Here is a 19,034-nt window from a genome sequence, read left to right as displayed (position 1 = left end):
AAGCGCGACAGCCTCTCGGGTCTGCGGCAATCGAAATCTACGCTGCTTATACCGGAATATTATTTTCGGATGCAAAGCTCGCCAGGAACTCGCGAATGTCGTCCGTCCCTTTACCCGCTTCCAATTGTTTCAGCAACTCTTCTGAAAGTGCTGATAGATCCAAAGAGCGTAACATCGCCTTAACAGGACCAATAGAAGCAGGCGACATAGAGAGATTTCTATATCCGATCGCCAGCAAGGCCATCGCAGCAAGGGGTTGACCACCAAGCTCACCACAAAGGGTAACCGGCGTATCCATCTTATCGCCAATAACGACGATCATGCGCAGCGCCCGTAGGAAGCTAGGAGACAGAGCTTCAAACCGCTCCGCAACCAACGTATTGCCACGATCAACCGCGTAGAAAAACTGGAACAGATCGTTAGAACCAACAGAGACGAAATCCACTTCCTTGTAGATCTCTTCAAGCTGATAGAGCAGCGCCGGAACTTCCAGCATGACACCAAGCTTCAGCTCTTTTGGCGTATCATGGCCATGCTGTCGCAAGTGCTTCAGCTCACGCTCAACGTAATCCCGCGCCTGCTGAAATTCAGAAACATCAGCCACCATAGGGAACATGATGCGCAAAGAGCGCCCTGCCCCTGCATGCAACATTGCCCTGATCTGGGTACGCAACAAACCCGGACGATCCAGCCCAAAGCGAATTGCACGCCAGCCCATCGCAGGGTTCTCTTCCTGCGCCAGACGCAGGTAAGGCAAAACTTTATCACCGCCAATATCCAAAGAGCGGAAAGTAACAGGCTTGTCACCAGCGGCATCCAGCACCTTGGAATACAGTGTGTGCTGCTCCTGCATTCGTGGGAAAGCAGAGGCAACCATAAACTGCAACTCAGTACGGAAAAGCCCAACGCCATCAGCGCCAGCATCTTCCATACTTGGCAAATCAACCAGCAGACCAGCATTCAGCTGAAGCTTAACGTCCACACCGTCTTTGGTAACAGTTGGCTCATCACGAAGCTGGCGATAAATTTCCTGACGCTTGGAGCGCAGACGAACCTTATCAGCAAAAGCTTGTTCAACATCATTGGCTGGACGAAGGAAGATCTGGCCGATCTCACCATCCACGATGATGGCATCAGTCGCTTCCACTAAGGAAACAATGTCTTCAACCTGCCCAACTGTCGGAATGCCAAGCGCACGCGCAACAATGGTGACGTGACTTGTCGGGCCGCTTTCTTCCAGAACAAGACCGCGAATGCGATCCCGATCGTAGTCCAGCAGCTCAGCTGCACCCATATTACGCGCAATGATGATGGCGTCTTTCGGCAGATCATCTTCGCCGCTGTGGTTCTTGCCCATCAGCTCCCGAATGAGGCGGTGCGCCAGATCATCAAGATCATGCAGACGCTCACGCAAATACGGATCTGTCTGCCGGAGCATCTGAGCGCGTGTATCGCTCTGAACTTTCTCAACAGCAGCTTCAGCCGTCAAACCATTGCGGATTGCTTCATCAATCTTCCGGATCCAGCCACGGTCATAGGCAAACATCCGATAAGCTTCCAGAACTTCACGGTGCTCACCGTGCTGAGAAAACTCACCGCTAGCCAGCATATGATCAAGCGACTGACGTAAACGCGTAACAGATTCTTCGAGGCGCTTCTTTTCAGTGTCCGCATCCTCGGCAATCAGATTGGTGATAACCACACGCGGTTCATGCAGAACCACATGTCCAAGGCCGATGCCATCAGCAAGAGCGACACCCTTCAGATGCATCGGACGGATCACATCAATCGTTGTGCCTTGCTGCGCAATCGCTTCCAGCTCACCCGCCGCGACCATTTCTGCGATTACCATCGCAGTTGTCTGCAGGGCTTCTACTTCGTCTTCAAAGTAGGTCCGGTGGTCTTTGTTCTGAACAACAAGCACGCCAAGCGTACGTCCTGCACGCAGGATCGGCACACCAAGGAAGGAGTTATAATTCTCTTCGCCCGTTTCCGGACGATAGGCAAACGCCGGGTGCGCCTGCGCATTTGGTAGGTTCAGCGGTCTGGCATCAGAGGAAATCAAGCCAACAAGACCCTCACCAACCTTCAGAGAAGTATGGTGAACCGCATCCTTATTGAGGCCCTCTGTCGCATACAGCTCAAGAACCCCATCCGCGCGCAAAATGTACACGGAACACACTTCCGCAACCACGTTTGCCGCGATCAGACGTACAATCTTGTCGAGCCGTTCCTGCGCATTAATCGGCTCCGCCATCACTTCACGAAGCTTACGGAGGAGTACGCGCGGTCCGGCCAAGCTGCTGCGCATGCTCCGCCCTACCTATAATTCTGCTGGCCTTTTTAACAGGCCACGTTGTGCCTTGGAAGTTGTCCAAGACACAACAATATTCTCGACAGTAGGATACCTAGCCGTCAAGTCCGTATAGCGAATGGAGAGTACGAACCGCAAGTTCCGTATACGCGGAATCGATCAGAACAGAGATTTTAATCTCAGATGTCGTAATCGCGCGGATGTTAATCCCCTTCTCAGCCAGGCCTTCAAAACACTGAGCTGCAACACCGGCATGCGAACGCATACCCATGCCGATTACGGAAACTTTTACAACATCAGTAGCGCCTTCGATATTCTCGAAGCCAATTTCCTCGACGTTCTCCTCAATTACCTTGCGCGCACGCTCGTAATCGCTCTCTGGAACGGTAAAGGTGATATCGGTCGTCTTTCCATCTGGGGAGATGTTCTGGACGATCATGTCTACGTTGATGTTGCCTTCTGCCAACGGGCCAAACACTCTGGACGCAATGCCAGGTTTGTCAGCAACGTTGCGGATAGAAATCTGTGCTTCGTCTTTTGAGTAAGCGATGCCAGTGACGACTTGTTGTTCCAAAATCTCGTCCTCGTCGCAAATAAGTGTACCTACAGGTGTTCCATCAGCGCTAATCTGCGGGGCATCCGGATCATCAAAGCTGGAACGTACAAACGTACGAACGCCGTGAACCATCGCCATCTCAACAGAGCGGACCTGCAAAACCTTTGCACCAAGAGAAGCCATTTCCAGCATCTCTTCAAATGCAACACGTTCCAAACGGGTTGCCTTGGCCACCACACGCGGATCGGTCGTATAAACACCGTCCACATCCGTGTAGATATCACAACGGTCTGCCTGAATGGCAGCAGCAATTGCCACTGCACTGGTATCAGAACCACCACGTCCAAGTGTCGCCAGCCTGTTGTCCGGGGCAACGCCCTGGAAACCGGCACAAACAGCAACCTGTCCACGCTCTAGGCGTTCAATGAGAGTTTGACCTTCAATACTCTCAATACGCGCTGCGCCATGGGCTTCATTCGTACGGATAGGAATCTGCCATCCTTGCCAGGACCGCGCTTCCACACCCATGTCTTGCAGCACAATCGCCAACAAGCCAGAAGTTACCTGCTCACCAGAGGCAACAACCGCATCGTACTCACGCGCATCATGCAGCGCTGCAGCATCTCTTGTATAACCGACCAAGGTATTCGTCACGCCAGCCATAGCGGACACGACAACAGCAACCTGGTTGCCTGCTTCCACTTCACGCTTTACATGCCGCGCAACATTTCTAATACGCTCTAGGTCGGCAACGGAGGTGCCGCCAAACTTCATAACCAAACGGGCCATCGCTTCCCAAATTCCTCCGAGGGCCTTTGTGATGAACCGATCATCACTACAAACGGCGCTAATCCATACAACTAGCGCCCTTCTATCGCAACCAGCGGCTTGACAAAAACCGCGATTAGACCCACCAGTACCGGGATGAAAGTGGAGAGTTGAGCTATGAGCACCGCGCAAAAACCAAGCAACGCCGCCAAAAACCCGGCACAAACCACAATCGACCCGGCGGAAGTTGCGCATTTCTCATCAATTGCATCGGAATGGTGGGATCCGACTGGAAAGTTTCGCCCTCTCCACAAATTCAGTCCAGTTCGCATCTCCTATATCAAGGAGTATGCCTGTGACCACTTTGGTCGAGACGAAACATCCCCTAAGGCATTAGAAGGCCTACGGATTTTGGACATCGGCTGCGGCGGTGGCCTACTCGCTGAGCCCATGGCTCGCATGGGCGCAACCGTTGTTGGAGCAGATGCATCTGAAACCAACATCAAAGTCGCCACACTTCATGCACAGCAATCCGGCCTCAACATCGACTATCGCGCACAAACCGCTGAATCTCTGGTTGAGGCAGGCGAACAATTCGACATCGTGCTCAACATGGAAGTCGTGGAGCATGTTGCAGACGTTCCACTGTTCATGAACTCCTGTGCAGATCTTGTGCGTCCTGGTGGAATGATGTTCGTTGCAACTATCAACAGAACTCTGAAAGCCTATGCCCTCGCGATTGTCGCGGCTGAGCGCGTTCTCCGCTGGTTGCCAAAAGGCACCCACCAATATGAGAAGCTGGTTCGCCCGGAAGAACTGGAAGCACCCCTCAATGAATCCGGCATGAACATTTACGAGCGCTGCGGTGTGAGCTTCAATCCGCTGACAGACAGCTGGTCCAGAACAACCGATCTGGATGTAAACTACATGGTAATAGCTCGAAAGCCAGAGTAGCAGCTGGCATCCAATTATTAAGGAGAATGAAAATGCCAGAAACAGCACCTGCCGAAACTGTCGCTTTCATTCCCGGCCTTACCAGCACCGGCACTTTGTTTGGCCCTCAGATCAACTCTCTGAAAGAGCGTCCAATCATCATTGCCGAAACCTGCGACATGGATTCCATTGAAGCCATGGCAAAGAGATTGCTGGAACACGCCCCGGAAAAATTCGCTCTCCTCGGCATGTCCATGGGGGGTTACGTCGCTCTGGAGGTGATTCGACTGGCTCCTAATCGTGTCAGCCGTCTTGCCCTCATAAACACCAATGCCAGAGACGACACTGCGGCCCAGACACAGCTTCGCCATACGCAGATGGAGATTGCAAGGAAGGGAGGCTTCCACAAAATCGCCTCCATGCAATACCCTCAACTTGTCCACCCTGCCCGCCACGACGATACAGCGCTTCGGCAAGTGGTTTTCGACATGGCTGCTGATATTGGCGCTGATAACTTCCTGAAGCAGCAAAACGCAATCATCAACCGCCGCGACCAAAGACCAGGTCTAACGGCAATCCAGTGCCCGACGATGATCGTCGCAGGCGAAGAAGACAGCTTACTTCCTCTGGATAGATGCCGCGAAATGCATGATGCAATACCAAATAGCAAACTTCACATCATCCCGGATTGCGGCCATCTTTCTACTCTGGAACACCCGGTCCACACCAGCGAACTCATTCAGGACTGGCTGGATACGTAGCTACGCCTGCAAATTTAACTAGTTCTTCAGAAAAAAGCCGCTGAAATCCCTTAGAATCCAGAATATCATTTTGCCAATATTAGCGCCTATAAACAGGAGGGTGTACGCGGCGTAAGTTACCGGCAAACGAGCTTCTTCCAAACTCCCTGATCGCTCGAAGAATATTGTCTCAAGACCTAGATCGCCGCCCGAGAACTTGATCAAAGTCCGGAGGAGACACGATGTTAAACATCGACAAAGAAATGAAAGAAGCAATGGACCGCTGGACCGTTGCGACAGATGGACTGCCTTGGCAAGGCTGGTTTTGGGCACAGGGCGGAGACCAACTTTCCAACACAGCGTTGGAGCACGCAATTTCCAACAACAAGTCCATGCTTGAGAACTATCAGGCAATCATGCACGCAAACATGTCCTTCTTTAACAAGCGCATGAAAGCCAACACAGATTTCGTTCAGGAGATCTGGGATTGTCCAACTGGCATTGAATTCTCAAAACTTGCCAGCGACTTCATGCAGGAAGCTTTTGAAGATTGCCGTCAGGAAGGCGCCCGCCAGATGAACCAGATGTCCTCTACAATGAAGGGCACGGTTTCCAAAACACAGAAGGCAACATCAGAAGCTTTGACGAGCATTGATGATTTGAAGGCAATGGCACAGGCCGCACCAACAAAAGTTCCGGCTAAACCTCGCCGTAGAGTGCCTCGCAAGTCAACAAGCACACGCAGCCGGGCAAAGAGCGCAGATAAGCCTTCCGCCCCCCGAGCCCCTGGCAGAAAAGACGTGTCAGCCTGATTGAGTAACAGAACAAAAAAGGCGCCCTGCTAAACGAGGCGCCTTTCGTTCTGCCATCATGACAGCATAAAAATTCAGTTGCGGTCTTCTGGCAGCACCGGCAGCGGCATCAGCTCAATACCCTCTTCCAAAAGCTCCTGAGCATCATCGGGAGTAGTTTCTCCATAAATCCCACGCTCTTCAGTTTCGCCGTAGTGGATCTTAAGTGCTTCCTCAGCAAACTTGTCGCCAACATACTCTGAGTTGCTCACAACCTGTTTGCGGAACTCTCGCAGAGCTTCCACCAGCTCCTTTGCTTTCTCAGGAACCTTCTGCAGATCAACAGCTGGAGTTGTCGTGGCAACAGATTGCTCAGAACTTGCTGGCGCAGTTCCACCGCCGGGCTTTGGTTCACTCGTGGCCTTTTCTGTAGCTTTTGCCTGAGCAGCAGCAACGGCCTGCGAAACCTGATGTTCAACCTGAGCCTTCTTCTGGCTTCTCGATGTAGAAACATTCGGCGCCATCAAGCGTTTATGGACCGATGCACTGTCACAAAACGGGCACGTGACCAGACCTAATTCTTTCTGCTTTTCGTAATCGCCAGAATTCCGGAACCATCCATCAAATTCATGCCCATCATCGCAGGCAAGTGAATAGTTAATCAACTGACCATCTCCCCATTGAGGGAAACAGTTGCTACGGAAAACTCACGCGCATTCTTGATGGCTGGAACACGCCGACGTGCTTCATCCACTTTAGCCATGTCAAGTTCACCCAACAAAACACCTGGTGCATCATGATCAAGTTCTGCGATCACTTGCCCCCAAGGGTCAACCATTAAGCTGTGACCATAGGTCTGACGATCATCTTCATGTGTTCCACCTTGCGCAGCAGTCACAACAAAGGCACCGTTTTCAATCGCCCGCGCGCGTTGCAGCACATGCCAATGCGCTTCACCTGTTTGCTTGGTGAAAGCAGCCGGACCAGTCAAAACCTGTGCGCCAGCCTTTGATTGCTCGCGGAACAACGCTGGTTGACGAATATCGTAGCAAATCGCCATTCCAAGCTTGGCCACACCAAGATCAATAACAGGAGACACATTGCCTGCACTGTAGCTTTCAGACTCGCGCCAGCTTTCTCCATTTGGCAAATCCACATCAAACATATGGATTTTGTCATAACGAGCGGTGATCTCTCCTTGAGGAGAAATCATAAAGCCGCGGTTGGCCAGCTTGTCACCTTCAAGCCGAATTGCCAGAGATCCGATATGGACCCAGATATTCAACTCATCAGCAAGCAAACCCAGTTGTTTCAAAAACGGATCATCATTTTCGAAACTGGAGGCAGCAAGCTGCGCTTTGCGGCTACGTTCCAGCACATTGGTCATCTCAGGCGTTTGCACATAAACCGCGCCTTCAGCAGCAGCTTCTCTTATCAACGCCTCACAGACATCAAGATTTTCGAGCGGGTTTCGTCCCGTTCTCATCTGGACACATGCAGCCACAAAACTTGTCATCAATTCTCACTTTCAAAGCGTAGTTTGCAATACGCCTCCTAAGCTTCTTTAAAGACCAACGCTCAGCAGACCATCAAGGTGTCCGCGGCGCTCCAATGCAAACAGGTCATCACAACCACCAATATGCTCAGATCCGATAAAGATCTGCGGGAATGTGTTTGCACCATTTGCTTTGGCAATCATTTCCTTACGGATCGTTGGATCTTCGCTGTAGTTAAATTCTTTATAATCAACACCCTTCTCATCAAGAAGTCTTTTTGCGCGAGCACAGAAACCGCACATATCACGGGTGTAGATAGTAACTTGAGCCATATTCTTGTCCTTTGGATACACAGCGAAGGCCAATAGAAATTCAGCCATCAAAACTGAAGTCTATATGGCTCACGTCCAAGTAAACCGCAAGTCCACCTCAACTCAAGTTGATCACTTCGTTATATCGCATAGGCTAAGACAGTCCCTCAACAACACTCAATCACTATCATCAGACATATTTTCAGGATCGACCAGAGCAAAAACAAGTACATCAACCTGTTCCGCACCCGCAGCCTTCAAAACCCGCGCACATTCTTCAACAGTTGCCCCTGTCGTCAGCACATCATCAACCAGCACCACATGAGCACCAGATACCTCTGACAGGAAATGATCCGCAACTGCAAAGGCACCTTTCACATTAGCTGTCCGTGCCCCTCGCTTGAGGCCGACTTGTTGGTTAGTACGCCGAGTTCGAACCAAGCCATCAAGAAGCACTTGCCCCTCTAAATGACGCCCAACGTCGTTCGCCAGCAAAGCAGACTGATTATAGGTGCGCTCACGTAAGCGCGACTTGTGGAGAGGAACTGGAATAAGAAAACTCTCAGAAGCGACAAGTTCTGCCGCTGCATTGAGCATGCACCTGGCAAGAAACTTCGATAACCGGATCTCTCCATAAAACTTAAACCGCTTCACCAGCTCGCGCGCGGGCCCGTTGTAGAGGGCTGCGGCCCGGGCTCGGTCATAATCAGGCGGATTAACAAGAGCAGCAGCGCTCCAGGCGTTCGGTCCCAATTCATAATGCAGAGGAACACCAAGCCGCTCACAATAAGGCGCCGATATCAGTTCCAGTGTCTGCCAACAAGGCAGACACAAACCACCTTCACCTTGAACCAAATCGTTACAAATCGGACAGCTATGAGGAAACAGAGCATCCAGAGCAAAGTTCAGTCCTCGCCTTAAATGAGAGGCCACCTTCATATCAAGAAAGCTGGGTTTAAGCGGTTGCTCAGCTCTATCCACTGCATCAGGCAACCACTCCAGAGAAGAAAACTTGTCGCTCATCTGTGCTCACCGTATATATCTGCAGAAGAAATAAGCTAACAAAGCCTCCGTCGAACATCACTCCATGTTCAATGGGGTTATAATTTCCAATAGTGCACACACAGCACAATCTGGCCAAAGGCGCCCTCATGAGCGAACACACTCTCTTTGATCGTAAACTCATTGCACAACGTCGCATGACTGCATTGAAGAGAGCGCAAGACGGCGCTGACTTCCTGATGAAGGCAGCTGCCGCAGATTTGCAAGATCGTCTGGAACTCATCAGCAGAGAGTTTGACTGCGGAGTAGATCTCGGCGGTCACACCGGCCACATCTTTGAAGCACTAAAGACGTCAGGAAAAGTCAAACACCTGCTGCGAGCCGATCTGTTCGGTGCAGACTCAAACCTGTCTGATCCTGATTTGATTGTAGATGATGCCGTCCTGCCTTTCGCACCGGAAAGTCTGGACCTAATTGTCTCTTCACTTAACTTGCAGATGCTCGACGATCTTCCAGGAACACTTGTCCAGATCAAACGTGCATTGAAACCAGATGGCCTTTTCCTCGGCCTCTTATTAGGGACTGATACCCTTGCGGAGTTAAGAGACTGTCTGATGCGCGCCGAGATGGAAGTTAGTGAAGGCGTATCACCACGCGTTATCCCATTTGCAGATACCAGAGATCTTGGCGGCCTTCTCCAACGCGCAGGTTTCGCACTCCCAGTAACCGACATAGATCGGTTAACCGTTAGATACGACACCATGTTTGACTTGATCAGAGATCTGCGCGCAATGGGCGCAACGAACCCTTTGAAAGATCGCTTGAAGTCACCGACAAGCAAGAAGGTCTTCATGAAAGCGGCAGAGATCTATGCACAGGATTACTCAGATGCAGATGGACGCATCCGTGCAACCTTCACTTTCGCATCCCTGTCCGGCTGGGCACCACATGAATCTCAGCAAAAACCTCTAAAGCCCGGCTCTGCAAAGCACAGTCTGGCCGAAGCTCTTGGAACAAAAGAAATTAAGTCCTGATTAGCCAGAAATCGCGGCAAGCAAAGTATCTGAGATGAATTGGAAGTTATCCGAGATCGTGCTGCTAATTGCAGTCAAGCTAGCGGCAATGGCAAGAACAATCAAAGCGGCAAGAATGGCGTATTCAACTGCAGCGGCTCCGCGCTCGTCTTCGGTCATATGAGCAATCGTAAATCCACATTTCTGATTGTGATACGCTTTCTCATTCAACGCCATTACTGCCTCTTGTTCTCCGTGATCTCCCGCTAATAAGACACAAGGTCGATTAGATGCGGGATCAGCGGCTCATCTGCTGGTGGCATTTCATAATCACGTAAACGCACTGCCCGTACCCATTTCAGGTTTTGCCCCTCTGCCCCGTGAGGTGTGCCCGACCAGCGCCTACAAACGTAAAGTGGCATCAGCAGATGAAAATCTTCGTAAGTGTGGCTCGCGAAACTTAGGGGAGCAAGGCACTCTTTTTTAACTGTAATTCCCAGTTCCTCAGATAATTCACGGATCAAACAGTCCTCTGGGGTCTCACCAGCTTCGATCTTTCCACCCGGAAACTCCCAGAAACCTGCCATTGATTTGCCCTCAGGACGCTGAGCAAGCAGAATGCGGTTATCAGCATCAATCAAGGCGCACGCCGCAACCATCACAATTTTCATTTATTTTCCCGTTTCACAAAGGACCACTCTGAAAACCTTTTGGAAACCATACCAAAGGTCCCGAGTGAAATTTTACTGATTTTCTTAAGGCTGGGCATCTTTGCAATAGTGATAAGCATAGGCTTCTCGATACCCGAGGGAATCGTAGAGCTCTACAGCAGCAGTATTATCTGCCACCACTTGCAACCAGGCAGTTTCCGCACCGCGCTTAGCCCCAAGACTCTGTACTTCGCACATCAAAGCGTAAGCCAGCCCCTGACGACGAAACGCTTCAGCCGTCTTCACACTAAAGATGCCGAGTAGATCGCCATCCACCACACCAAGCAGAACAGCTGCTGGGACACCATCTTCAGTTTCAAGCACCAGCGCGATCAGTTCGACAGTCACTCTTGAAAGCACATCATGAAGTGCCTGCTCTGTTTCACTCAGAGGCTCCCCACGCTTTGCACCGTCAACCTGCGCGTAACTAGAAATCCATTCATTCAGTGAGACTTCGGAGAGCTTGTACCCTTTAGGCACATCAGTATCGCCAAGCCCCCAGATGGATCGTGACAGCACCAGAGTCTCATCAACACGAGCATACTTCTGAGAGGTCAGCACCTGATCCACATCTGTGGGAACCAAAGGTGTCCAGCGAACATGGAACGTCGTCTCAAGCCGTTTGAAGCGTGCTCGCGCAGAATCCAATCGGCTCTCGGCTTCATCACCGTCTTGGGCATCATAAAAATTCAGAGAGTTATTACGGCGCGCACTGCCCCCCGGTGAGAGACGGGAAATCCAGCTCCCATCATGATGCGCCATGAGGCTGGGAAAGCAATTCAGATTTGCCTGCTCCAGCTTCAACACCGTTTCCAGATCGCAGTTCGGTTGGCGAGGTTGAACTCGCTTAGCTTCTGTAGTCACCATTGATTGCCACATATTCCTTGGTGAGATCACAAGTCCAGACAGTCGCACCGCCACTTCCAATACCAAGATCAACCTTCAGGATGATCTCGTCTTCTTTCATGACAGCAGACGCTTCTTCTTCGCTGTAGTCAGGATCACGCTCTCCCTCAACCGCAACACGGATGTCGCCAAACCAGATCGCAAGCTTATCACGGTCAGCAGGCTCACCCGCCTTGCCAACAGCCATCACGACACGGCCCCAGTTCGCATCTTCGCCAGCAAATGCAGTTTTCATCAATGGAGAGTTTGCAATCGCCATAGCAATCCGCTTTGCAGAAGTATCGCTCTCAGCACCTTCCACTCGCACTTCAACAAACTTGGTCGCACCTTCCCCATCACGAACGATCATCTGAGCCAGCTCAAGCATCATGCTGGAGAGAGCTTCACGGAACTCCGCGAGACGCGGATCCGCAGCACTTTCAATCCAGTCACCCCCAGCAGACCCAGTAGCTGCCAACAGCACAGTGTCTGAGGTGGACGTATCACTATCAACCGTGATGGAATTAAAAGAGCCGCCCACACACTCAAAAAGCAAGCTCTGCAAAGCAGGCGCTTTAATCGGAGCGTCAGTGAACAAGAAGCCAAGCATGGTCGCCATATCAGGCGCAATCATACCGGCACCTTTTGCAATACCATTCAACGTAACCGTCACATCACCCAACTTCACACGACGTGTGCTCATCTTAGGATAGGTATCCGTGGTCATGATCGCTTTGGCTGCGTCCATCCACTTGTCAGCGACAGCATCAGCCACCAGGCCACCAGCCACACCAGCAAATTTCTCAGCCGGCAGCGGCTCGCCAATCACCCCGGTAGACGCCAGATAAAGCTCATCCGCAGCAAACCCGCTCGCCTTTGAAAGGATGTCCGCTGAAAGCTCCACAGATGCGAGCCCCTTCTTGCCCGTAAACGCATTCGCATTCCCGGAGTTGACCATAATTGCACGCGCAACACCCTTGGAAAGGTTCTGCTTACACCAGTCAACCGGAGCACTCGTGCATTTAGATGTCGTGAACACACCAGCAATCTGAGCAGGCTCATCAAACACAGCCAGGAGAACGTCAGTACGTCCTTCATACTTCAGACCAGCTGCAGCAGTTGCCATTCGAACGCCCTTAACTTCCGGAAGTTCTGGATAGGACTTGGGTGCGAGTGGAGAAATGGTCGCGGACATGAAAACCTCCCGAAGAAAACTGTGTCTGTACTGCAAAAAAGTAGCCCCGGAAGGCCTAAGCCATCCGAGGCTACAAAAACAAGATGTTTTATTTCAATAATCAGCAGAGCTAATAAGAACGAGCCTATTATTTGCTTTCTTCAGCTTTCGCTTCATCAGCATCGGCACCGATGATTTCCACAGTGTTCTTGGCTTTCAGCTCTTCAAGCACTTCACGGAATTTCGTCAGAACCAGCTCCTGACGGATCTGACCTTCAGCCGTTTCAAAGGCTGGAGCGGACTGTGTGCGTGCTTCCTTGTTCAGGATTACGTGATAACCGAACTGTGTTTGCACAGGCTCTTTTGTAAACTCACCCGGTTTCAGAGCAAAAGCAGCTGTTTCAAACTCAGGGACCATCTGGCCTTTTCCGAAGAAACCAAGGTCACCACCGCTAGGGCCGGAAGGACCAGTGGACTTTTCCTTTGCAAGCTCAGCAAAGTCTGCACCACCTTCGAGCTGCTTAATGATGTCCTTCGCCTCATCTTCCTTCTCTACAAGGATGTGCGCTGCATTGATCTCTGGAGCACCCTGATAGTTGGCATACTCAGCCTCGTAAGCAGCCTTAACTTCGTCTTCGGTGATAGCGCTCTGAATGTACTTCTGGAAATACGCATTGCGAAGTGCACGCGTGCGCTCAAATGCCATTAAGCGTTTAAAATCATCAGTTTCTGCAAGTTTTTCTTCTGCGCCGGCTTCTGCAAGCAGGTTCATCTCAACCAACACATCGGTCAAAACCTTGCGCCATTCGGTTGGTGGAACACGCTGCAGCTGCTGCGCGTAATCTTGAGCTGCATAAGCAAGATCAGCTTCGGTAATAACGCTCTGGCCAACCTTCGCAACTGGCTTGTCCAGATCTGGAGCCGCATCAGCATCCTGTGCCTGCGCTGCACTCAGCCCAATAACCAGAGCAGCAACAGCAACTGAACTACCTAGGATCCCTGTAAATTTACGAAGCATAAGATCACTTTCTTTCCTGTTTATGGAGAGTTTAAAAAGAGTTGCAAAACAACAAAGCACTATATTGCGACGGCAACTGCCGTTGACAACCTTTCGGCCCACTCTTATCTCTCTGTCGCCTGCTTTTTTACTCGCAGGTGTTTAATATGCTGTGACCCAGATCAGACTCACAGAGTTTTGACTGGTTAGATCACGAATGTGAAGATTTTTAGGGCCCGACCGCGACGTGAAAAAACCGGCGCGCCCAAAGTAGGAAGGACCGCCACATGGTGGGGCTCGGCGCACTCGCTCGTAAGATATTTGGTTCAGCAAATGACCGTCGGATTAAGACACTCAAGCCCACAGTAGACGCTATTTCTGCTTTGGAGCCGGAAATGGAAGCTCTGACAGATGAACAGCTGAGAGCCAAAACTGACGAGTTCCGCGAGCAACTGGCAAACGGCGCTAAGCTGGACGACCTCTTGGTCCCGGCATTTGCAGTCGTGCGGGAAGCTTCCCGCCGCGTCCTTGGTCTTCGTCACTACGACGTGCAGCTCATCGGTGGTATGGTTCTCCATGCTGGAGAAATCACCGAAATGCGCACCGGTGAAGGTAAGACCCTTGTTGCGACGGCTCCAGTATACCTTAACGCATTGACAAGTAAGGGCGTTCACGTTGTGACTGTGAACGACTACCTGGCAACACGTGATATCGAATGGATGGGTCAGGTTTACCGGTTCCTCGGTTTGACAACTGGTTTGATTGTCCACGGCATCTCTGATGAAGAGCGCAAAGCCGCCTATGCAGCAGACGTCACATACGGCACCAACAACGAATTTGGCTTCGATTATCTTCGTGACAACATGAAGTATGATCGCGAGTCCATGTGCCAGCGCCCGCATCATTATGCAATCGTGGATGAAGTCGACTCCATTCTCGTGGATGAAGCTCGTACCCCTCTGATTATTTCCGGCCCGCTGGAAGATCGCACAGACTTCTACAATCTCATCGATACATTTATTCCTCAGTTGACTGAAGAGGACTTTGAACTCGACGAGAAAGCTCGCTCCGCAACCTTCACCGAAGCAGGTAACGAGAAGCTTGAGCAACTCTTGACAGAAGCAGATCTTCTAAAGGGCGAATCGCTTTATGACGTGGAGAACGTGACAGCTGTTCACCATCTTCAGCAGGGTCTGAAAGCGCATAAGCTTTTCCAACGCGATAAAGATTACATCGTCCGCAACGACGAAGTCGTTATTATTGACGAATTCACTGGCCGTATGATGCCGGGCCGTCGCTTCTCTGAGGGCCTCCACCAGGCTTTGGAAGCAAAAGAAAAAGCTGCTATCCAGCCAGAGAACCAGACACTCGCGTCCATCACATTCCAGAACTACTTCCGCATGTACGACAAGCTGGCTGGTATGACCGGTACAGCAATGACGGAAGCTGAAGAGTTCATGGACATCTACAGCCTAGACGTGGTGGATATTCCAACCAACGTTGCTGTTCAGCGTGTCGATGACGACGATGAAGTGTACCGCACAGTTGCCGAAAAGTACGACGCCATTCAGGTACTCGTAGATGACTGCCATGAACGCGGTCAGCCTGTTCTGGTAGGCACAACATCCATTGAAAAATCCGAGATGCTCGCCGATCTGCTCATCAAGAACGGCTACACTCAGATCGATGTGTCAGACCCGCTCGGCTTTGCAAGCATGTACACCGGCAAGGATGCAGGTAAAAAGAAGGTCTTTGCAGTTCTGAACGCACGTTACCATGAGCAGGAAGCAAGCATCATCGCGCAGGCAGGTGTGCCTGGTGCTGTGACCATTGCAACCAACATGGCTGGCCGTGGTACAGATATCCAGCTCGGTGGTAACGTTGAAATGCGTATCGCGAACGAACTGGGCGACATGCCTGAGGGCGCTGAGCGTACTGCAAAAGAAGACGCCATCAAAAAAGAAGTTGAGGCGCTCAAGCAAAAAGCTCTTCAGGCTGGTGGCCTTTACGTTGTCGCAACCGAGCGCCACGAAAGCCGCCGCATTGACAACCAGCTGCGCGGTCGTTCTGGCCGTCAGGGTGACCCTGGTCACTCCAAGTTCTTCCTGTCTCTTCAGGATGATCTGATGCGCATATTCGGTTCTGAGCGCATGGACTCCATGCTTCAGAAGCTTGGTCTGCAGGACGGTGAAGCAATCGTTCACCCTTGGATCAACAAAGCACTGGAAAAAGCTCAGCAGAAAGTGGAAGCTCGCAACTTCGACATTCGTAAGAACCTGCTGAAGTTCGATGACGTGATGAACGACCAGCGTAAAGTCGTCTTCGATCAGCGCCTCGAAATGATGGACCCTGAAGTTACTCAGGAAGCTGTTGTGGAAATGCGCGAAGAGTTCGTCGAAGATCTCGTCGCAGCACACATTCCAGAACGCGCTTACCCTGAGCAGTGGGACACAGAAGGCCTTCAGGAAGAAGCACGCACAAAGCTGAACCTCGATCTGCCAATTATTGAGTGGGCAAACGAGGAAGGCATTGCAGACGAAGAAGTCACCGCGCGCCTGAAGAAGGAAGCCAATCAGGTTATGGCGAGTAAGGCTGCAAACTACGGTCCAGACGTTATGCGTCAGATCGAGCGTGCAGTTCTTCTGCAAACCATCGACAACCTGTGGCGTGAGCATCTGGCGAACCTTGATCACCTGCGTTCTGCAGTTGGTCTGCGTGGCTACGCACAGCGTGATCCACTTCAGGAATACAAAACGGAGTCCTTCACTCTCTTTGAAAACATGCTGAGCACCCTGCGCCAGACCACCACATCACAGTTGATGATGGTTGAATTGGTTCAGCAGCAGGCTCCGGAAACACCGCAGATGCCTTCCCACATGGAAGCACATCACACCAATCCTATGACTGGTGAAGACGAGATGATGGAAGCGGACCGCCAACTGGCTGAAGCACGTGCAGCATCTGCACCAGACGGTCGTGAGTCAGATGATCCCGAAACATGGGGTCGTGTAGGTCGGAATGAGCCTTGTCCATGTGGATCTGGCAAAAAGTACAAGCATTGCCACGGTGCACTTGTCTGATCCGGCATTAATCAAGTTCAAGAAAGGGCTGCTTCGGCGGCCCTTTTTTATTACAGACGACCTCCCGCTTCACACCAAGGAAATCTGCACCAGAAAGGCGGGAGTATTCCCAGAACCTGAGAATGTTAATCTACGCTTCTTTCAGCTCTAATTTGTAAGAAGCGGCAAAACATGAACACTTCAAGCACGCTCGATTTTAACAAGGTCCTCCGACAGCTCACCCCAAAAACCAAACTGGAAAGAACACGAGCATCCGTTGAAGTGCATCTCGGACAGCGTATTGAAGCGTTCTACGCACCTACAAAAAACAGCTATCTGGCTCAACTCTGCGATGCGTACGGCAGCGATAAAGGCACCAACTGCCCGGAAACCACCCAGTTCAACTGGGAGCCTCACACCTACACCGATTTCTACAGCATGATTTTCGATCATTGTCGCGACAAGATCGCAAACGTGCTCGAATGCGGCATCGGTACGAATGACACCAGCTGTCTTTCGAACATGGGCAAAGAAGGTAAGCCCGGCGCCTCCCTTCGCGTCTGGAGAGACTATTTCCCCAATGCTGTGATAACCGGCCTCGACATCGACGAAAAATGCTTGTTCTCTGATTCTCGCATTCAGACATATCAGGTGGATCAGACCAGCCCGGAAAGCATCTCAAGCTTCAAAACCACCGCAAAGCCAGAGCCCTACGACCTGATCATCGATGATGGCCTCCACCATTACGAAGCGGGGATTGCCTTCTTCGAGAACATTGTAGACCTGCTCGCAAGCAATGGCGTTTACATGATCGAGGATGTGAACCGGCACGACATTCATCGCTATGCCGAGTATTTCCAAAAGCGGGAAAGTGAATTCAGCTGCCGCTGCCTCCTGCTCTATCGCCAGCATGTCAGCCTACGCGACAACATGCTCGTCATGATCACCCGCAAACAATAACCCTCCCCACGCATCATCCTCTGAAAAGCCAGACGTTGACGACTCAACACTACCTATTCTAGTACTAGAATATAATTTTATTCTAAGGCTAGAATAGTATGTCTGAAAGCCTCACTGACAGCGAACTGCTCGTCCTCGGCCTTGTCTCCGAGATGCCCCGCCATGGCTATGAGCTGGAGCAGGTCATAGAGCAGCGAGGCATGCGCGAGTGGACGCAAATCGGGTTCTCTTCCATCTACTTCGTGCTGGGCAAGTTGGAAAAGAAAGGCCTCGTCACCTCAGAGAAGCCCACTGGTGCCAAAGCTAAGAAGAGCTTCCTCATGACAGAGGCAGGCCACCAAGCTCTCATCGCACAAACCCTCTCAGCTATCACAACAGTTCGTCCAACATACTCATCCCTCCTCTTGGGCATGATCCATTGGCCGACGCTGCAACGAGACCAAGCCCTTAACGCTTTAAGCGAGCGTGCCGAAGCAATACAAAAAGACATCTCCCGAATTGGAAACATCCAATTAGACCAACAACCTTTGCCTGATCACGTCGAAGCCCTCTTTGACTACTCCATCGCTCAGCTCAAATCAGAGGCCGACTGGCTTCAGAAAACTCTGGACTACATGACCTGCAAACCATGGAACACATGAGGACATAGCTATGACGACAACCGATTTCAGAGACAGACTCTATGAGTTATATCGACCACCAAGCGACCGTTTTACATTTGTCGATGTTCCCGACATGCAATTCGCTATGATTGATGGACATGGCAATCCGGAAGGAGAAGCATTCGCCCAGGCGATCAAATGGCTTTTCACCGTGATCTACCCCATCAAGCTCGACACAAAGAAACGACTTGGCAAGCGCTTTGTGGAACCACCTTTGGAGTGTCTGTGGTGGGCCGACGATATGATCGATCTCGTCGCCGGCAACAAAGATAAGTTGAAGTGGCGTTTGATGATTGTCCTGCCTCACTGGACCGATGACACCCTCTTCGCTCAAGGCGTGGAAACTGCAATAGAGCGTCTCGGAGAAAAACCAGCATCATTGCAAAGAGGTATTCTGACAGAAGGCCGTTCAGTCCAGATCCTTCACAAGGGTCCTTATGAGGATCTTCGCAATGTTTGCGCAAAACTTCATCAGGAGTTTCTCCCGGAACATTCTCTGAAACCTAACGGACATCATCACGAAATCTACCTTAATGACCCAACCCGAACAGCACCGGAAAAGAGAAAAACGGTCATCAGGCAACCTGTGATCTAGGTGCTGTTTCAAACTTCCATCTCGGGCTCGACAAAGAATTGCAAGCATCATTAAACCAAAAGACGAGA

19 protein-coding genes are annotated in these 19,034 nt (G+C 51.1%); 8 read left to right on the top strand and 11 right to left on the bottom strand.

Going from position 1 to position 19,034, the window contains the following annotated elements:
* Positions 1–46: 46 nt before the first annotated feature.
* Positions 47–2,311: a phosphoenolpyruvate--protein phosphotransferase gene (gene ptsP, locus PsAD5_RS04230; RefSeq protein ID WP_063291191.1), complete on the bottom strand. Its 2,265-nt coding sequence runs from the start codon at positions 2,309–2,311 to the stop codon at positions 47–49.
* 97 nt (positions 2,312–2,408) lie between these two features.
* Entirely contained in the window at positions 2,409–3,659 is a 1,251-nt protein-coding gene (locus PsAD5_RS04225; protein ID WP_057463461.1) for an aspartate kinase, read from the bottom strand.
* A gap of 156 nt (positions 3,660–3,815) precedes the next feature.
* On the opposite strand from PsAD5_RS04225, the gene ubiG reads away from it, so the two are divergent.
* From ubiG to PsAD5_RS04205, 3 genes are all read left to right on the top strand, one after another.
* The gene (gene ubiG / locus PsAD5_RS04220; RefSeq protein WP_057463462.1) at positions 3,816–4,592 is read left to right on the top strand and encodes a bifunctional 2-polyprenyl-6-hydroxyphenol methylase/3-demethylubiquinol 3-O-methyltransferase UbiG; all 777 of its coding nucleotides are present in this window, start codon (positions 3,816–3,818) and stop codon (positions 4,590–4,592) included.
* Between the two features lie 32 nt (positions 4,593–4,624).
* Positions 4,625–5,332 carry an alpha/beta fold hydrolase gene (locus tag PsAD5_RS04215; RefSeq protein ID WP_208988473.1) on the top strand — a complete coding sequence of 236 codons (708 nt, stop codon included), beginning with the start codon at positions 4,625–4,627 and terminating at the stop codon, positions 5,330–5,332.
* Positions 5,333–5,553: 221 nt separating this feature from the next.
* On the top strand, positions 5,554–6,123 hold the full coding sequence (locus tag PsAD5_RS04205) for a phasin family protein (protein WP_057463465.1): 570 nt from the start codon (positions 5,554–5,556) through the stop codon (positions 6,121–6,123).
* Between the two features lie 74 nt (positions 6,124–6,197).
* Here the strand turns inward: PsAD5_RS04205 and PsAD5_RS04200 are convergent, their stop codons facing one another.
* From PsAD5_RS04200 to PsAD5_RS04185, 4 genes are all read right to left on the bottom strand, one after another.
* The gene (locus tag PsAD5_RS04200; RefSeq protein WP_063291190.1) at positions 6,198–6,767 is read right to left on the bottom strand and encodes a DUF1178 family protein; all 570 of its coding nucleotides are present in this window, start codon (positions 6,765–6,767) and stop codon (positions 6,198–6,200) included.
* Entirely contained in the window at positions 6,764–7,618 is an 855-nt protein-coding gene (locus PsAD5_RS04195) for a carbon-nitrogen hydrolase family protein (RefSeq protein ID WP_063291189.1), read from the bottom strand. The genes PsAD5_RS04200 and PsAD5_RS04195 overlap by 4 nt, the downstream gene beginning before the upstream one ends.
* A gap of 48 nt (positions 7,619–7,666) precedes the next feature.
* Complete coding sequence (gene grxC / locus PsAD5_RS04190; RefSeq protein WP_057463560.1) at positions 7,667–7,930, bottom strand: glutaredoxin 3; 264 nt, start codon at positions 7,928–7,930, stop codon at positions 7,667–7,669.
* Between the two features lie 156 nt (positions 7,931–8,086).
* Positions 8,087–8,932: a ComF family protein gene (locus PsAD5_RS04185; RefSeq protein WP_063291188.1), complete on the bottom strand. Its 846-nt coding sequence runs from the start codon at positions 8,930–8,932 to the stop codon at positions 8,087–8,089.
* Between the two features lie 128 nt (positions 8,933–9,060).
* Here PsAD5_RS04185 and PsAD5_RS04180 point away from each other — a divergent pair, with 128 nt between their 5' ends.
* A complete protein-coding gene (locus PsAD5_RS04180; RefSeq protein ID WP_063291209.1) occupies positions 9,061–9,945 on the top strand; it encodes a methyltransferase domain-containing protein in 885 nt (294 codons plus the stop codon).
* On the opposite strand, the gene PsAD5_RS04175 is transcribed toward PsAD5_RS04180, so the two are convergent.
* The 5 genes from PsAD5_RS04175 to PsAD5_RS04155 form a co-directional block, all read right to left on the bottom strand.
* A complete protein-coding gene (locus PsAD5_RS04175; protein ID WP_057463468.1) occupies positions 9,946–10,161 on the bottom strand; it encodes a Flp family type IVb pilin in 216 nt (71 codons plus the stop codon).
* A gap of 29 nt (positions 10,162–10,190) precedes the next feature.
* Positions 10,191–10,595: an 8-oxo-dGTP diphosphatase MutT gene (gene mutT, locus PsAD5_RS04170; protein ID WP_063286043.1), complete on the bottom strand. Its 405-nt coding sequence runs from the start codon at positions 10,593–10,595 to the stop codon at positions 10,191–10,193.
* An 84-nt stretch (positions 10,596–10,679) separates the two neighbouring features.
* Positions 10,680–11,501: a GNAT family N-acetyltransferase gene (locus tag PsAD5_RS04165; protein ID WP_063291187.1), complete on the bottom strand. Its 822-nt coding sequence runs from the start codon at positions 11,499–11,501 to the stop codon at positions 10,680–10,682.
* Positions 11,482–12,714 carry a bifunctional glutamate N-acetyltransferase/amino-acid acetyltransferase ArgJ gene (argJ, locus tag PsAD5_RS04160; protein ID WP_063291186.1) on the bottom strand — a complete coding sequence of 411 codons (1,233 nt, stop codon included), beginning with the start codon at positions 12,712–12,714 and terminating at the stop codon, positions 11,482–11,484. Before argJ ends, PsAD5_RS04165 begins: the two co-directional genes overlap by 20 nt.
* 127 nt (positions 12,715–12,841) lie before the next feature.
* Complete coding sequence (locus PsAD5_RS04155) at positions 12,842–13,711, bottom strand: peptidylprolyl isomerase (protein ID WP_063291185.1); 870 nt, start codon at positions 13,709–13,711, stop codon at positions 12,842–12,844.
* 266 nt (positions 13,712–13,977) lie between these two features.
* Here PsAD5_RS04155 and secA point away from each other — a divergent pair, with 266 nt between their 5' ends.
* The 4 genes from secA to PsAD5_RS04135 all read left to right on the top strand — a co-directional run bounded on the left by secA (position 13,978) and on the right by PsAD5_RS04135 (position 18,966).
* A complete protein-coding gene (gene secA, locus PsAD5_RS04150) occupies positions 13,978–16,770 on the top strand; it encodes a preprotein translocase subunit SecA (RefSeq protein ID WP_063291184.1) in 2,793 nt (930 codons plus the stop codon).
* A 171-nt stretch (positions 16,771–16,941) separates the two neighbouring features.
* Entirely contained in the window at positions 16,942–17,709 is a 768-nt protein-coding gene (locus PsAD5_RS04145; protein WP_208981587.1) for a class I SAM-dependent methyltransferase, read from the top strand.
* A 98-nt stretch (positions 17,710–17,807) separates the two neighbouring features.
* Entirely contained in the window at positions 17,808–18,350 is a 543-nt protein-coding gene (locus PsAD5_RS04140) for a PadR family transcriptional regulator (RefSeq protein WP_063291183.1), read from the top strand.
* 10 nt (positions 18,351–18,360) lie between these two features.
* A complete protein-coding gene (locus PsAD5_RS04135; RefSeq protein WP_063291182.1) occupies positions 18,361–18,966 on the top strand; it encodes a GyrI-like domain-containing protein in 606 nt (201 codons plus the stop codon).
* Positions 18,967–19,034: the final 68 nt, after the last annotated feature.

It is taken from the genome of Pseudovibrio sp. Ad5 (assembly GCF_001623095.1).
Lineage (GTDB): Bacteria > Pseudomonadota > Alphaproteobacteria > Rhizobiales > Stappiaceae > Pseudovibrio.
The sequence above is the reverse complement of the archived record's forward strand: the minus strand, read 5'-3'. Positions and strand labels throughout refer to the sequence as shown.

Bases quoted from the DNA above. Each gene is read 5' to 3' on its own strand.
- ptsP (WP_063291191.1), bottom strand. From the start codon at position 2,311: ATGCGCAGCAGCTTGGCCGGACCGCGCGTACTCCTCCGTAAGCTTCGT.
- PsAD5_RS04205 (WP_057463465.1), top strand. From the start codon at position 5,554: ATGTTAAACATCGACAAAGAAATGAAAGAAGCAATGGACCGCTGGACC.
- ubiG (WP_057463462.1), top strand. From the start codon at position 3,816: ATGAGCACCGCGCAAAAACCAAGCAACGCCGCCAAAAACCCGGCACAA.
- PsAD5_RS04195 (WP_063291189.1), bottom strand. From the start codon at position 7,618: ATGACAAGTTTTGTGGCTGCATGTGTCCAGATGAGAACGGGACGAAAC.
- PsAD5_RS04135 (WP_063291182.1), top strand. From the start codon at position 18,361: ATGACGACAACCGATTTCAGAGACAGACTCTATGAGTTATATCGACCA.
- PsAD5_RS04155 (WP_063291185.1), bottom strand. From the start codon at position 13,711: ATGCTTCGTAAATTTACAGGGATCCTAGGTAGTTCAGTTGCTGTTGCT.
- argJ (WP_063291186.1), bottom strand. From the start codon at position 12,714: ATGTCCGCGACCATTTCTCCACTCGCACCCAAGTCCTATCCAGAACTT.
- secA (WP_063291184.1), top strand. From the start codon at position 13,978: ATGGTGGGGCTCGGCGCACTCGCTCGTAAGATATTTGGTTCAGCAAAT.
- PsAD5_RS04165 (WP_063291187.1), bottom strand. From the start codon at position 11,501: ATGGTGACTACAGAAGCTAAGCGAGTTCAACCTCGCCAACCGAACTGC.
- PsAD5_RS04225 (WP_057463461.1), bottom strand. From the start codon at position 3,659: ATGGCCCGTTTGGTTATGAAGTTTGGCGGCACCTCCGTTGCCGACCTA.
- PsAD5_RS04215 (WP_208988473.1), top strand. From the start codon at position 4,625: ATGCCAGAAACAGCACCTGCCGAAACTGTCGCTTTCATTCCCGGCCTT.
- mutT (WP_063286043.1), bottom strand. From the start codon at position 10,595: ATGAAAATTGTGATGGTTGCGGCGTGCGCCTTGATTGATGCTGATAAC.
- PsAD5_RS04180 (WP_063291209.1), top strand. From the start codon at position 9,061: ATGAGCGAACACACTCTCTTTGATCGTAAACTCATTGCACAACGTCGC.
- PsAD5_RS04140 (WP_063291183.1), top strand. From the start codon at position 17,808: ATGTCTGAAAGCCTCACTGACAGCGAACTGCTCGTCCTCGGCCTTGTC.
- grxC (WP_057463560.1), bottom strand. From the start codon at position 7,930: ATGGCTCAAGTTACTATCTACACCCGTGATATGTGCGGTTTCTGTGCT.
- PsAD5_RS04185 (WP_063291188.1), bottom strand. From the start codon at position 8,932: ATGAGCGACAAGTTTTCTTCTCTGGAGTGGTTGCCTGATGCAGTGGAT.
- PsAD5_RS04145 (WP_208981587.1), top strand. From the start codon at position 16,942: ATGAACACTTCAAGCACGCTCGATTTTAACAAGGTCCTCCGACAGCTC.
- PsAD5_RS04175 (WP_057463468.1), bottom strand. From the start codon at position 10,161: ATGGCGTTGAATGAGAAAGCGTATCACAATCAGAAATGTGGATTTACG.